General features: G+C 40.8%; 21 protein-coding genes and 1 pseudogene. 9 read left to right on the top strand and 13 right to left on the bottom strand.

What is annotated here, in order from left to right; translation table 11 throughout:
* Window positions 1-3: 3 nt before the first annotated feature.
* From AC6CH7_RS04145 to AC6CH7_RS04135, 3 genes are all read left to right on the top strand, one after another.
* Complete coding sequence (locus AC6CH7_RS04145) at window positions 4-1,209, top strand: calcineurin-like phosphoesterase C-terminal domain-containing protein (protein ID WP_498261474.1); 1,206 nt, start codon at window positions 4-6, stop codon at window positions 1,207-1,209.
* A 228-nt stretch (window positions 1,210-1,437) separates the two neighbouring features.
* Window positions 1,438-1,620, top strand: a complete 183-nt coding sequence (locus AC6CH7_RS04140) for a zinc ribbon domain-containing protein (protein ID WP_498261560.1) — start codon at window positions 1,438-1,440, stop codon at window positions 1,618-1,620.
* A gap of 171 nt (window positions 1,621-1,791) precedes the next feature.
* Window positions 1,792-2,061, top strand: coding sequence for a hypothetical protein (locus AC6CH7_RS04135; RefSeq protein ID WP_498261473.1), 270 nt, complete (start codon window positions 1,792-1,794; stop codon window positions 2,059-2,061).
* A gap of 45 nt (window positions 2,062-2,106) precedes the next feature.
* Here AC6CH7_RS04135 and AC6CH7_RS04130 read toward each other — a convergent pair whose 3' ends face one another.
* Complete coding sequence (locus AC6CH7_RS04130; RefSeq protein ID WP_498261472.1) at window positions 2,107-2,577, bottom strand: Lrp/AsnC family transcriptional regulator; 471 nt, start codon at window positions 2,575-2,577, stop codon at window positions 2,107-2,109.
* Window positions 2,578-2,911: 334 nt separating this feature from the next.
* On the opposite strand from AC6CH7_RS04130, the gene serC reads away from it, so the two are divergent.
* Together serC and AC6CH7_RS04120 are read left to right on the top strand one after the other, a co-directional pair.
* Entirely contained in the window at window positions 2,912-4,036 is a 1,125-nt protein-coding gene (gene serC, locus AC6CH7_RS04125; RefSeq protein ID WP_498261559.1) for a 3-phosphoserine/phosphohydroxythreonine transaminase, read from the top strand.
* Window positions 4,037-4,044: 8 nt separating this feature from the next.
* The gene (locus AC6CH7_RS04120; protein ID WP_498261471.1) at window positions 4,045-4,908 is read left to right on the top strand and encodes a sigma-70 family RNA polymerase sigma factor; all 864 of its coding nucleotides are present in this window, start codon (window positions 4,045-4,047) and stop codon (window positions 4,906-4,908) included.
* On the opposite strand, the gene AC6CH7_RS04115 is transcribed toward AC6CH7_RS04120, so the two are convergent.
* The 3 genes from AC6CH7_RS04115 to AC6CH7_RS04105 all read right to left on the bottom strand — a co-directional run bounded on the left by AC6CH7_RS04115 (window position 4,862) and on the right by AC6CH7_RS04105 (window position 6,390).
* Window positions 4,862-5,059 (bottom strand): hypothetical protein, encoded by a 198-nt coding sequence (locus tag AC6CH7_RS04115; protein WP_498261470.1) that lies wholly within the window; start codon window positions 5,057-5,059, stop codon window positions 4,862-4,864. The two genes, AC6CH7_RS04120 and AC6CH7_RS04115, sit on opposite strands and share 47 nt — an antisense overlap.
* 196 nt (window positions 5,060-5,255) lie before the next feature.
* The gene (locus AC6CH7_RS04110) at window positions 5,256-5,579 is read right to left on the bottom strand and encodes a nuclear transport factor 2 family protein (protein ID WP_498261469.1); all 324 of its coding nucleotides are present in this window, start codon (window positions 5,577-5,579) and stop codon (window positions 5,256-5,258) included.
* A 19-nt stretch (window positions 5,580-5,598) separates the two neighbouring features.
* Window positions 5,599-6,390, bottom strand: coding sequence for an SDR family oxidoreductase (locus AC6CH7_RS04105; RefSeq protein ID WP_498261468.1), 792 nt, complete (start codon window positions 6,388-6,390; stop codon window positions 5,599-5,601).
* A 124-nt stretch (window positions 6,391-6,514) separates the two neighbouring features.
* On the opposite strand from AC6CH7_RS04105, the gene AC6CH7_RS04100 reads away from it, so the two are divergent.
* On the top strand, window positions 6,515-6,928 hold the full coding sequence (locus AC6CH7_RS04100; RefSeq protein WP_498261467.1) for a winged helix-turn-helix transcriptional regulator: 414 nt from the start codon (window positions 6,515-6,517) through the stop codon (window positions 6,926-6,928).
* Window positions 6,929-6,940: 12 nt separating this feature from the next.
* Here the strand turns inward: AC6CH7_RS04100 and AC6CH7_RS04095 are convergent.
* From AC6CH7_RS04095 to AC6CH7_RS04080, 4 genes and pseudogenes are all read right to left on the bottom strand, one after another.
* Window positions 6,941-7,102: pseudogene (locus tag AC6CH7_RS04095) on the bottom strand (PDDEXK nuclease domain-containing protein); the annotation flags it as partial.
* A gap of 96 nt (window positions 7,103-7,198) precedes the next feature.
* On the bottom strand, window positions 7,199-7,702 hold the full coding sequence (locus tag AC6CH7_RS04090; RefSeq protein ID WP_498261466.1) for a hypothetical protein: 504 nt from the start codon (window positions 7,700-7,702) through the stop codon (window positions 7,199-7,201).
* Between the two features lie 19 nt (window positions 7,703-7,721).
* Entirely contained in the window at window positions 7,722-8,084 is a 363-nt protein-coding gene (locus AC6CH7_RS04085) for a VOC family protein (RefSeq protein WP_498261465.1), read from the bottom strand.
* A 71-nt stretch (window positions 8,085-8,155) separates the two neighbouring features.
* Window positions 8,156-8,446: a helix-turn-helix domain-containing protein gene (locus tag AC6CH7_RS04080; RefSeq protein ID WP_498261464.1), complete on the bottom strand. Its 291-nt coding sequence runs from the start codon at window positions 8,444-8,446 to the stop codon at window positions 8,156-8,158.
* On the opposite strand from AC6CH7_RS04080, the gene AC6CH7_RS04075 reads away from it, so the two are divergent.
* On the top strand, window positions 8,363-9,016 hold the full coding sequence (locus AC6CH7_RS04075; protein ID WP_498261558.1) for a YceI family protein: 654 nt from the start codon (window positions 8,363-8,365) through the stop codon (window positions 9,014-9,016). The two genes, AC6CH7_RS04080 and AC6CH7_RS04075, sit on opposite strands and share 84 nt — an antisense overlap.
* A 196-nt stretch (window positions 9,017-9,212) precedes the next feature.
* On the opposite strand, the gene AC6CH7_RS04070 is transcribed toward AC6CH7_RS04075, so the two are convergent.
* On the bottom strand, window positions 9,213-10,187 hold the full coding sequence (locus AC6CH7_RS04070) for an aldo/keto reductase (RefSeq protein WP_498261463.1): 975 nt from the start codon (window positions 10,185-10,187) through the stop codon (window positions 9,213-9,215).
* 88 nt (window positions 10,188-10,275) lie between these two features.
* Here AC6CH7_RS04070 and AC6CH7_RS04065 point away from each other — a divergent pair, with 88 nt between their 5' ends.
* Entirely contained in the window at window positions 10,276-10,638 is a 363-nt protein-coding gene (locus AC6CH7_RS04065) for a winged helix-turn-helix transcriptional regulator (RefSeq protein ID WP_498261462.1), read from the top strand.
* A 140-nt stretch (window positions 10,639-10,778) separates the two neighbouring features.
* Here AC6CH7_RS04065 and AC6CH7_RS04060 read toward each other — a convergent pair whose 3' ends face one another.
* Window positions 10,779-10,976, bottom strand: coding sequence for a hypothetical protein (locus AC6CH7_RS04060; RefSeq protein ID WP_498261461.1), 198 nt, complete (start codon window positions 10,974-10,976; stop codon window positions 10,779-10,781).
* Window positions 10,977-10,991: 15 nt separating this feature from the next.
* Here AC6CH7_RS04060 and AC6CH7_RS04055 point away from each other — a divergent pair, with 15 nt between their 5' ends.
* A complete protein-coding gene (locus AC6CH7_RS04055) occupies window positions 10,992-11,420 on the top strand; it encodes a hypothetical protein (RefSeq protein WP_498261460.1) in 429 nt (142 codons plus the stop codon).
* Here AC6CH7_RS04055 and AC6CH7_RS04050 read toward each other — a convergent pair.
* From AC6CH7_RS04050 to AC6CH7_RS04040, 3 genes are all read right to left on the bottom strand, one after another.
* Window positions 11,324-11,629: an Hc1-related histone H1-like protein gene (locus AC6CH7_RS04050; RefSeq protein WP_498261557.1), complete on the bottom strand. Its 306-nt coding sequence runs from the start codon at window positions 11,627-11,629 to the stop codon at window positions 11,324-11,326. The genes AC6CH7_RS04055 and AC6CH7_RS04050 overlap by 97 nt on opposite strands.
* 59 nt (window positions 11,630-11,688) lie before the next feature.
* Window positions 11,689-12,201, bottom strand: a complete 513-nt coding sequence (locus AC6CH7_RS04045) for a hypothetical protein (RefSeq protein WP_498261459.1) — start codon at window positions 12,199-12,201, stop codon at window positions 11,689-11,691.
* Window positions 12,202-12,552: 351 nt separating this feature from the next.
* Window positions 12,553-12,822, bottom strand: coding sequence for a hypothetical protein (locus AC6CH7_RS04040; RefSeq protein ID WP_498261458.1), 270 nt, complete (start codon window positions 12,820-12,822; stop codon window positions 12,553-12,555).
* Window positions 12,823-12,852 lie beyond the last annotated feature (30 nt).

Below are 12,852 nucleotides of genomic sequence, written 5' to 3'. Positions count from 1 at the left end.
ATATTGGCCGTCTTTCTTTACCTGAAGGGCAGCATCATATGCATTGAAGAGGTGGCCTACTTTGATAAAGGTGTGGTGAAGGAAGTTGAAGGGATTAAAAATGTTGCTTTCGGTTTAAGTATGGGCGACTTGGTAGGAAATAATCCTGATCTTTTTAAGCCTTATATTAAGGCGGTTCAGAAAATTGGAATTCCCTGGTACAATTTGATGGGAAACCATGATATTAATTTTGATGTTACAGATGATAAAATGTCTGATGAATCCTTTGAAGCGCATTTTGGACCTACCGACTATGCTTTTAATTATGGAAAGGTGCATTTTATTGTTTTGGATGATATCTTATATCCCGATCCAAGAGGCGGAAAATCCTATTGGGGTGGTTTTAGAAAAGAGCAGATCGAGTTTGTTAAAAATGACCTGAAGTTTGTTCCTAAAGATAAATTAATTGTTCTTGCTTTTCATATTCCTATGGGCGAGGCCGGAAATAACAATGGCTTCAGAGAAGAAGATAGAATTGCCCTTTTTGATCTTTTAGCTGATTTCCCTAACACCTTGTCACTTTCAGCACATACACACAACCAGAAACAGATATTCTTTACCAGCAAAGATGGCTGGAAACAAGATAAAGCTCACCATCATTATAACGTAGGGACTACCTCCGGTAACTGGTACTCTGGCGAACTTAATGAGCAGGGTATTCCCATTTCTACAATGAGTGACGGTACGCCAAAAGGATATGCCTTTATTAATTTTAAAGGTAACCAGTATGATGTAGATTATAAGGTTGCTGGTAAAGAAAAGACATACCAAATTGAAATTTCTGCACCAAAGGTGGTAGAACATAATAAGAAAACCTCTGCGGGAATTTATGCTAATTTCTTTATGGGTTCAGAAAATGACAAGGTGATTTATCGGGTGGATAATGGCCGATGGAAAAAGATGGAATATATTCAGGAAAATGATCCTGCTTTCCTAGGTGTATTGCATAAATGGGACCATACAGAAACGTTATTGTCTGGCAGACGTCCTTCTGCAGCGGCGGAAAGTAAACATTTGTGGAGAGGAACTGTACCTAATGAATTGGCGCCAGGCGAACATACCATAGAAGTTAAGGCAACAGATATGTTCGGCAAAAACTTCACCGAAAGAAAGACCTATCAAATTATTAAACGACAATCATTTTTTGAGATTTCACCCTTTTATAGCTAAGGATAGTTAATTAAACAGAAGTACACAGGTTGTCGTAAGCTAACGCTACCAGAATAGTTAGTTTTAAACCCATGGTGATCTGTTGCCGGTTTTCCGCAATCAATCCGGCAGCAGGACCCTAGGCGGGACTATTCACTGAATCCAGATCGGGTAATCATACGCGATTATCTTCTTTTCTCCCCTATAAAAGGCAAAAATATAAGCGGTTTTTTGGGCAGAGACGTCCAGGTGTCCCAGCAGGACCAGCATCAGAATTATTATTGCTTTATTACTTCTAGTTTACAAAAATGTCTTTTGAATGGTGTTAACCTGGTCGTTGTAGAACCTGGATACACTTTGCAAACCTGTAACTGCTGCAGATATATTGGTAAAAGAACCAATAAGGTTTTTAAGTGTACAAATAAAAATTGAAAAGTTGATGTGATAGATGCGGACTTTAATGCCGTTCAAAACATCGCTTTGCTTGGGGTTGCCGTAAATCTACCCGAAAGATGCAATAGGTATAGTTGTACTGTACATTATTGATGTCTGAAGCTCAATCCATCATAAAGTGTGGTTGGGTAGTTTACTACCCATAAAGAATTGGACAGCGTCAATGGTATGATCGACCTGATTTCCCCGGAAGTCGCAAAAGACCACTATCAAATAGATCGCTATCCTTTCTTTATTGAATTCTACCTCAGTGGCTTTGCCAGTGGATATTACATTATGACCGAGATCCTCCCCCTACTCATGGATGAGCTGCTTCCGCAGGGAATTTTCAGGGTCGGAATAGGGATCAACCGGAAAAACATTGCGGCAAGAAAAGTGCTGGAAAATGCAAGCTTTACTACAATGCCTCTTTTGATCTGATCCAGGATCTATATGAAAGCCGCTAGTCGGCATTAAAACAGGTCATTACAAAAACGGATAGGCCGTCGTCCTTTTCACCTCAGACAATGCCAGAAAACTCTGTACGCCCCCCACATAAGGCAAATTACTGATCTTCAGCTTCAGAAACTGGTCATAGTCGGCCATACTCGGCAGGACCACCTTGAGCATAAAATCATAATGTCCGGTCAGATGATAACACTCCATCACCTCAGTATAACTGATCATTTGTTCCTTAAACATCGTCAAGGTATGTTCCAGGTGATTGGTCAGGTTAATATGTGGAAAAGCAATAAAAGTCCCGCCGACCTTTTGCAGATCAAGTAAAGCCACCGTAGAACCGATAAACCCCTCTGTTTTTAATTTTCTGATCCGTTCGGTGACCGGATTGATTGATTTGCCTACCCGGTCTGCAAGCTCCTTAAAAGGCATTCTACCATCAGCCTGCAACAGTTTCATTAGCTCAAGATCAGTTTGATCCGGTTTAAAAGATTCCATCCTCATAATAAGTTTTTGGTTAGTATGGATCCGGCAATTCAGCAAAGCCAGACCTCAAGACCAAAAGTATACAAACGGCACCAAATCTGGTAGAACGTAAAAATCAGCTGAAAACCAGCAAAACTCCTACCCCATAGTGTACCCGGTACGCATCTCTCGACAAACAAAAAAACAGAATAATGTTTCCTTAAAACAGGCTCCCCATGCTGATACAGAATTAAATGAGGCAAGAATACGCCTTAACAGTAAAATTTACCAAATTCACGAACACAATACCAATAAAACACTAAATAACAGAACTTTACAACCGAAATACCAACCAAATTTTTCAAAAATGAACGGAAATAAAAAACACAATTTCGGCGCGGGGCCATGTATTCTGCCCGAACCTGTATTGCGAAAAGCAGCCGAGGCGATCATAGACTGGAACGACATGGGCCTTTCCATACTGGAAATCTCCCATCGTTCCCCTGAGTTTGAGAGCGTCATCCGTAAAGCACAATTACTGGTCAGGGAATTATTACAGGTGCCCGAAAGTTATGCCATTTTGTTCTTGCAGGGAGGCGCTAGCACACAGTTCAGCATGGTCCCCATGAATTTACTGCAAGGGAAAAAAGCAGCCTACCTGGATACTGGTTATTTTGCCAGCAAAGCGATCAAAGAAGCCCGGCATTTCGGAACACCTGTTATTGTGGCCTCCTCAGAAGACAAAGCCTATAATTATATTCCCGACTACTTTGAGCTTCCCCGCGACGCCGCCTACCTGCACCTGACTTCCAACAACACCATTGAAGGTACCGAGCAGTTCGAGTTTACCAAGCAGCCTATCCCTGTAGTCTGCGACATGTCCTCAGATATTTTCTCCAGGATGATCGACATCCGCAAGTTTGACCTGATCTATGCAGGAGCACAAAAAAATATGGGGCCAGCAGGAATGACCATGATCATCATCAAAAAACAGCTGATGGAAAGTATATCCCATACGCTCCCATGCATGTCTGATTACCGGATCTTTGAGACCAACAATAGTCTTTATAATACCCCACCCGTTTTTGCTATTTACACCACTATGCTCAACCTGCTTTGGCTAAAGGACCAGGGAGGGGTAATCGCAATTGAGCAGAAGAATATCCGAAAAGCCATGCTCTTATATAACGAACTGGACCAGAACCCGCTTTTTTATGGTCTTGCCCAACCTGCACACCGTTCCAGGATGAATGTAACCTTTAAGCTTTATGACCAGTCACTTGAAAACGAGTTCCTAAAGTTTACCGCAGAAAGGAACATCGTGAGCATCAAAGGTTACCGCACAGTTGGCGGCTTCAGGGCCTCCCTCTACAATGCGCTGCCACTGGAAAGCGTCCAGGTGCTGGTTAAAGCAATGCGCGATTTCGCCTTTGAAAATAGAAAACAGAAAGAATCCATTGTACGGGAAGAACCGGCATTGACTCACAACTGATAACAGCGATGAGAGAGATCAGAATAGAACAGGCCTACACCAAACGGGACGAGGATTCCCTGAACAGGTATTTAGTGGATATTGGCAGAATACCGCTCATCAGCCCTGAGGAGGAAGTCCAGCTGGCCAGAAGGATAAAAGCAGGGGATCAGGCTGCAGTGCATAAACTGGTCAGGGCAAACCTCAGGTTCGTGGTTTCGGTAGCCAAGAAATACCAGGGCCAGAGGCTACCGCTGAGCGACCTGATCAATGAAGGCAATATCGGATTGATGAATGCAGCCCGGAAATTTGATGAAACCAAAGGATTTAAGTTTATTTCCTATGCGGTATGGTGGATCAGACAGGCGATCATGCTGGCCATGACAGAAAATACCAGAATGATCCGGGTTCCGATGAACCAGGTACTGGCCATTCAAAAGATCAGGAACCATCAGAGTCTGCTGGAACAGTTACTGGAAAGAGAGCCAACCAATGCGGAAATAGCCGAAGCAGCCGAAATGCAGGAAATGGCCGTAATTGATCACCTGGGCCGCAACACCATTACCAAATCGCTTGACGAAAAAACGGGCCATGATACCGAGCTGGATTTTTGTAGCTTCCTTCCCGACCCTAATGCTGAGGCTACCGATGAAGAAATGACCCGCCAGTCCATACAAGCTGACCTGAATAAACTCCTGGGTTTTCTGACAAAAAGGGAAAAAAGAATCATCGGAGCGCTATTTGGCCTAAATGGCAGCAGGCTGATGTCCATGGAAGAAGTTGCAGAATGCAATGATCTGAGCAGAGAAAGGATAAGGCAAATCAAAGCGAATTCCATCACAAAGCTTAAAAAACATGCGCCAGAAAGGTTTCTGGAACATTTCCAGAGATAAATGGTTTATGTAATATAGAGGTCTTACTCATGCTCTGTTGTATTTTATACAAACGCGTAGCCATTTCAAAACGTTCTTTATAGCTTCTTTTTAGACCTTCTCTTAAAAGTTCCAATTCGGCCTGGTCAAATGCTTGTTTCCTTTTGTCCATGAAATATTGACCTTACAACTGTATCAAATTTACATGAAATGCTTGTCATTTAACAAGAAGGGTTGCAGATATTAACCTGTAACCCCTTTAATAACTTTCCTAAGAAACTCTAACACTATACAAACACAGTGTTATATTTCAATATTCGATTATGCCTTGTGAAACTTAAAAAGATATGAAGAGATTGAGTTGGTAATCAGTCAGATATTTTCAAAGACTTGATCAGGCCATCAGTAAATTCAAAATGGTATTTAAACACAATAGGACTGCCGTCAAATGTTCCAGAGATTCTGGCACTTAACAAACCCAGTTCACCAGAACCAGAATATCCAATGGGTTCCATAACAGTCTGATATTTTTCGTTCACCTCTTCAGTCCACGCTTTGATCTCATTTCTGCCGCGATGATTTTTGCCCTCATCGAAGACAACGGCGTCTGGGGTAAAACAGTTTGCATATGCAGTGCTGTCATGGGCATTCTGTGCTTTCACTAATGCCGTAATAAGATTTGGTAAATTCATTGTATTATTTTTAAGGTTATTAAATAGTTGATATCGTTCCGCCATCAATTACATACTCGGTCCCGGTTAGGTAACCTGCTCTTGGAGAAACCAAAAACCCAATGAGCTCCGCCACCTCTGCCGGTTCAGCAGGTCTGCCGAAAGGTATGCCCCCGAGTGCATCCATCACGCTTTGGGTTGCCTGTTCTATTGTACCATTTGAACTTGCCGAAATTCTTTCCATCATCCTGATTGCAGAATTGGTCATTATCCACCCAGGCGAAACGGTAAGCACTCGAATACCTTTAGGCGAAACCTCCTTAGATAAGCCTTTGCTGTAATTGATCAATCCTGCTTTTGCCGCAGCATACGGTAAAGTAGAATCGTACAAAGGCAACCTGCCCTGTATACTTGCGATGTGAATGATGACCCCATTTCCACGATCGATCATCTGTGGTAAGAAGCCACGGTCTAAGCGGACTGGGGCAAGCAGGTTTGCCCTAATGGTAGATTCCCAGTGCTCATCCGTCAGCTCAGCAAATCCACCGCCTGGCGTTTCTGAACTACCAAGATTATTGACCAGAATGTCAAGTCTGCCAAACCGACTCAATACTTCCTCAACCACTTTTTGCGTTCCAGTTGGGGTACTTAGGTCAGCTGCAATAAAATGTAGGTTTTGGTTGGGTTCCTCCGGATCATTTCTTGCACTGATAACAACTGTTGCTCCTGCCCTAAGCAAACGTTCTGCTATAGCTTTACCTGCCCCTTTTGTGCCACCAGTCACCAAGGCGATTTTATCTGACAACTCATTCTCGAAATTAAATTGTTCCATACTTCATTTATTTAGGACAAATTTCAGGTATACAGACAGCCCTTGCAAGTACGGAAAAGCGAATCAGATAGGGATAAATTCATCCCTTATTTGCCATTTTGTTACATAGCGTTACATTTGTCTTATGTACGAAAGGAAAATTGCAATGAACCTCAACTGTGGGCTGGATCTAATTGGGGAGGTACTATATGGAAAATGGAAAATCCGTTTGCTCTGGTTTATCAATGAAGGTTACCAGCGTCCAAGCGAATTACAACGCAAAATCCCTGAAGCTTCAAGAAGGGTTCTGAATGTGCAGTTAAATGAACTTGAGTCTCACGAATTGGTGACAAAGGTTATTTTTCCTGTATTGCCACCAAAGGTTGAGTATAGCCTAACCGAATTTGGTAAAACATTGATTCCTGTTATAGCAGCCTTGGGCAAGTGGGGTGATGACAACGACCATCACCTGCGGGAGGTGATTACGAAAAGGATGGAATCCATGTCTGCTCAGAGGGTTTCAAAGGATAATTCATCATTTACGCATAAGATAGACTAACTATTAAAAAGGTTAAGTTTTAACTTCCCCCCCTATTTCTGCAATCAGTTCTTCTTCTGTAGGTAGATAAGGTATGTATTTAGTAGCGAAGAGTCTGGGATTATCATTGATAACTGAATACGTAACTACTGTTTCACTTTTTTCAGTACAAAGAATAATACCTATTGTTGGATTGTCTACTTCTGGTTTTTTTTAGAATTTGACCCACATGCTGATGGGCAAGTTACCAACTTTTAGATCAATTAAAATGAAAGCCTTCCAAATTCCAATTTAGTGTTCTAATATCTCCTTTAAATTTTGCAGATCCTTTGTCACAGCTTTTGCGTCTTCATTGAATTCACTATCTGTTCTGCCTGGCATCCTAAACAGCATAAAAGTGAACTCGCAACCGCTGTTATTAGCAATGACCCGCATTGGATTGTCGACTGTTTCTCCATTGGGAAATGTGACCTGGTGATCTATAATTCCAAAATCATTTGAGGAGGCAAATTTTATTGTCATGGTGCCAATCTTAGTTTTTGCCAGCCAAAGCTCTCCCTGTTTGTTTATCGAATCAATAAAATCTACCCATTTTGGGAAATTTTCAGGATTTGAAGCAAATTGGTATACCTCCCTGGCGGACTTGTTTATGGAAATGCTAATGATTTTTACCGGATAAGTCATGGTATTTGTATTTATCGTTTGTAACGTTGAAGACTTTATAGGGTTGGACGAATCTTGACAAGCGGTTAAGAGTAAACAGCCCAAAGTTATGATGGTAATTATTCTTTTCATTTTACTTGAATTTAGTGGTTTATTCAGACCAAACCGCCAGTTCATTACCATCAGGATCGATGAAGTGGAAACGCCTTCCACCTGGAAAACTAAAAATATCCTGCGCTATTATACCACCGGCATTCATAACTTTTTCTTTGGTAGTTTCAATATCCTTTGAATAAAGGATAACCAATATGCTTCCCTTTACAGGAATGCCTGAAGTAAAGCCGCCATCAATATAGTCACCTTCAAAAGCTGTGTAATCAGGGCCATAGTCCGTAAAAATCCAATCAAAACATGCGGTATAAAATCTTTTGATCTGCTGAATGTCTTTAGAGAGAAATTCCAGGTATTGGATTTGTTCGTGCTTAAGTTTGTTCTGTGCGGGTGTACTGGTCATGATGTTGTTAGATTATAGCTGCAAATGTAATTGATAATGCTAATCCGGACTTTGGAAAAATGCGACAAAATTTATAGTTCCTTAGGTGTAACTCCCGTATAAGCCTTTATGGCATTGGCCAAATGGGCATGGTCATAATAACCATGTTCAAAAGCAATTTCCAACAGACTTTTCTTTGATGATTGTTTCTCGATAGCAGTATGCACAAACTGAAAGCGGGTTATATTAATAAATTCTTTTGGACTGATCCCAATATGCAGTTTGAAATATCGTTCTAGCTGTCTTACAGTTATGATGGAAAGACCATCACGGACTTTTATAGTAAAGAGGGTCAGAAAAAATATATCATAGATACAAAGCAAAGTGCTGTAATATGGAAAGGCTCTATGCTACTAGGTTCATGGGAAGGTTCTAAGTTTCTTGGTGATGGTTCCGGTACAGGGGACGTCGATATATTAAAAGGAGAATTGTTGATCGAAAGCCGTCGCCTGGTGGAAGGTACAATTGAAGTCGACATGAATACAATTGAACAAAAATTTGATCATCCGGGTCCCCACAATAAATTACCTGCATTTTTTGATGTCAAAAAATTCACTGTTTCTACATTCTCAATTACCAAAGTTGAAACAGTGAATGATGGAAAAACTGAAGGGAGGAACGGGAACATGACCATTGAAGGGATCGCGAAAATAAAAGTTACAGGGAACCTGACCATGGAAGGGATCACGAAGGCAGTTACTTTTCCAGCCAGCATGCTTTTTAAGGAAGGAATGGACGGAACTGTCGTGATGATTGGCACGCTGATCATTGATCGAACAGAATGGGGTATCGATTCTGCATCAGAAAAGCACTTTGACAAGTCTGGTGATGGAACTATTTCGGACGACGTTAAACTCTTTATGAAAATCGTAGCAAAAAAATATAGCAGATAATTTGAGATTCAGGTCTGTAATTAATTCTACATCACTTAAAAAAGTTTCGACATCGCCGCTCGGTCTGTGTTGATTATCTCTATCATGAATTAAAGTTATATAATGTTCCGAGTAATATTCAAATTTAATTTGAATATTACTCGGAACATTATATAAAAATACGAAAAGATACCGCCCATAAGAAATGCATACTCTTCTATTTGTCCAATTTATGTTGAACCTTTTGGAGTAGATCGTGTGGATAGCCCATTTCAATGGCACTAACCTTTTCCAGTCTTTGTAATTGATTTGGAGATAGTATTACCTTTAGTGCTTGAAGACTTTCTTCTAGGTGAGATAGCTTTCTGGCCCCTATTATCGGAAAAGCATTTTTAGTCATGGTCCATGCAAATGCTATCTGGCCTACTGTTGCATTGAGTTCGATTGCAATCAGTTCCAACTCATCAATGATAGCTTTGGTTTTAGGATCTTCTACATATTCGTTAGAGGAACCGATATTCAAGCGTCCAGAAGCTCCCTTACGATATTTTGCAGTCAGCAACCCGCCAGCCAGTGGAGAATAGAGCATTCTGCCCAATCCAAAATGAGCAGATACGTCCATTAGCTCGCGGTCAGCAGTTCGCTGAACTAAATTATATTCCATTTGTAATGCTGTAAGAGAGAAAGTATTGGCAATCGTCGCTACTTTCCACGCAGGAAAATTAGCTAGGCCTGTATATAGAATTTTCCCCGATTTGACCAGGTCTTCCAGGCCACGGACAATTTCATCGATTGGGGTAAGCCCATCATCATAATGCGGCATAAAAATGTCTATGTAATCTGTTTTAAGCCTTTTTAAACTGGCCTCCACACCTTGCCTCATTGCTTTGCGATGATTCCCTGAATTCAATGGTGAGGGCTCGTTTTCTGCGCTTCGGGTATATTTGGTGCTGATGATAAAATTGTGACGCTGAGTTTCAATGAACCTTCCAACAACCTCTTCCGCCTCACCAAGCTGGTATTGATCTGCCACATCAATAAAATTACCGCCAGCATCTGCATAGGTGGTCAAGATTTTTTCAATATCTTTCTGGTCAGCACCGTATCCACGGCGACTACCCAAATTTGCCGCCCCAAGTACAAGTTCACTAGCAGGTAGTCCTGTATATGTTCCAAATAATTTATTCTTCATGTGCTAAAGGTCGAAAAGCCTTATAAAAAAATCAAGTACGGCTAAATTTAGCCATATCGGAAAAGACAAGCTGATGACCTATATTTGCATGATGTATGAAAGAAAGCTACCCATTGATCTTGAATGTGGTCTTCATCTTTTTATGGAGGTAATGAATGGCAAATGGAAGATTGCACTAATCTGGTGCATTCATCTGGGTATTAAAAGGCCCGGTGAATTACATCGCCGCATACCAAAAGCATCACGACGCCTTTTAGATACCCAATTGAAACAGCTAACTACTTTGGGCATAATCTCCAAGACGGTTTTTGATCAGTTACCTTTAAAGGTGGAATATGAACTCACAGCACTGGGTGAAACCTTGATACCTGTAATCGAAACTACGGCGCATTGGGGAGAGAAACATAGGGAAATACTTGAACCCTTCTTTTTAAATCCCACCATAAAATGAGATTTGCCGCCTAATAGAATTCATTTAATAAAGCGATCTTCCAATCCCCCTTAGATGCAAAAGCCTTTAGTAGAAATACGTTGAACAAGGTTAACAAAGACTATTCTAGTTCACCAAAAGGTCACCTAAAAAATAGTCTGCTAGGTCAGATAAATTTCAAACTTAGAGTTTTCACCAAAAGGTAACGAAGAACCACTGTCTCCGAAATACACAGTTGTTAAACTAAAGAGGCCTATCATGGCTACTTTTCCCGAAGCATATACATCGGTAAACTCGATGCGATTGACACGCCCTATTGGGCACCGTGTGTGATTGTTGGTTATATTTGCAGCAGACATTTACCTTAATATAACATGATTGATATCTCTCTTTTAACAGGAACCAGTTCGCAGGATGGACTGGGCATTTATCGTAAACATCATCTGTACGCGGTTTTACTTGAAACACTGGCAGATCGCCAATACTGTTTGCCGGATGACTTTTTTGAAAGAATTGTTCGGCACATGAATGAAGAAATCAAATGGAACGCAACGGCACCGGATATCAGCGCCGCTTTGCTGTACCTGAACTGTATCGGAATGATTGAAGCTCGTGAAGAGGATAATGGTGTACGAATCACGGTCAAAGGAATGCGTGCATTAGAGGATTGCCGATTTCAGCAATTGGCCTCGTCCGCTTTTTTTAACTATAGAGGGATGAAGAACAATGAACTGGGGATTATTTTTGCTTCGTTTTCCCTGATCGTATCCCTGGCAGCTTTCATTGTGAGTGCCTTGAAATAGAAGAGTCGTCTTGGAATGTTTTTTTTCGACAAGAAAATAAAAAAATCCTGCCGAAAATCCAGCAGGATTTTACCCAAAACAGTTATTTCCTGCCATTTACTTTCGTTGTTTTTTAGTTCCTGAACTTCGGTACGGCCTTCGGCTGCCAGGTTCTTGAGATCTAAATAAGCTTTACGCAAGCGTGTGCCAGCGGCTTTGTTATCTTTTATAGAAGATCAGGCAATTGGGGAGACGTTAGCCTCCCTAGCTCAATGGTCAATTCAGAGGATTATTTAAATTTGACGCCCTTTAAAAAATCCTGAAGTACAGCTTCCCCTTGCGCGAGATCTTTCTTTTTAAACTCAATACGTCCTTTTAACCCCTTTTTATTTTTATCCTCAGACATAAAATAGTAAAAATATTCGTCACCCTTGTTGCGTTTGCGAATAAGATATTTTGTGCCGTTGAGCGTTACGATATCTACCTTATCATTGGTCCCAGCTGCAAGTATTTCCTCTCCTTCTCCCAAGATTCGATCCCTACGCTCTTCAAGAGTGGTGTTGTAACCTGCGGGATGTTCAAAGTCTTCGAAGCCTATCAATACGTCTCCTACTTTATAAATGTTTTTTAATCCTTTAATTGCAGCACGTTTAAAGTTCTCTTTCTCATACGATAAGATTACTTCCTTGCTTTTCTTCTCCACATTACCAGGAGCTTTAACAGACGCTACCTTACTTAAAGGTTCCTGTAAATTTATAAGTGCTAGAAAGGAGATTAGGCTGATTATTATAATTGTTTTCATACCTGTATAGTTTAATATTTAATTAATTACGGGCAAGGTATTAACTCTACTGCGCCGCTTGAATTAAGTCTTAATGCTTCATAGTCTGAACTATTTGGGTTAGACTTAAACAAATTTGAAAAGGCACCAAATTTTGTTAAGAATCTAACTCCGGGAGGCTGATTGGTTCCAGTACCCCCAATTGCAAGATAGGAGTTATTATAAGCATCTCGTCCCATATTTTTATAATTAGTATATTCCGCGAGAAATGCTGGCCAGTCTTTCACCGTCGCAACATAATTTCCATATTGAGTTACCCCCGTTATTGATACGTTGTCCTTTTAAAATTAACGCCAGTAATGCCGCTGGCGATTACATCCGGATGAGTAAGATTTTTTGCCATGTCAAATATTTTCTAATTCTATCATTCAAATCGTAAAATATTTCTCCTGAGCAGGCAGCGTCAAAGCCGATCAGTTTCCCATCAAGAGGTAAATTAAAGGTGATTTCGGAATCGAAAAGCTCAAAGCTCGCTATTTTTCCGGAAATGATCCGAACACCTGCGTCTTTTTGCGCAGAAGCGGAATTAAATGTCCCCGAAAATAATGCAATAATAGCAAGAGTAAATATGGCGTTTTTCAATATTCCATAATTAGATAGTTCGCTAGGAAT

The organism is Pedobacter sp. GQ55 (genome assembly GCF_059758925.1).
The sequence above is the reverse complement of the archived record's forward strand: the minus strand, read 5'-3'. Positions and strand labels throughout refer to the sequence as shown.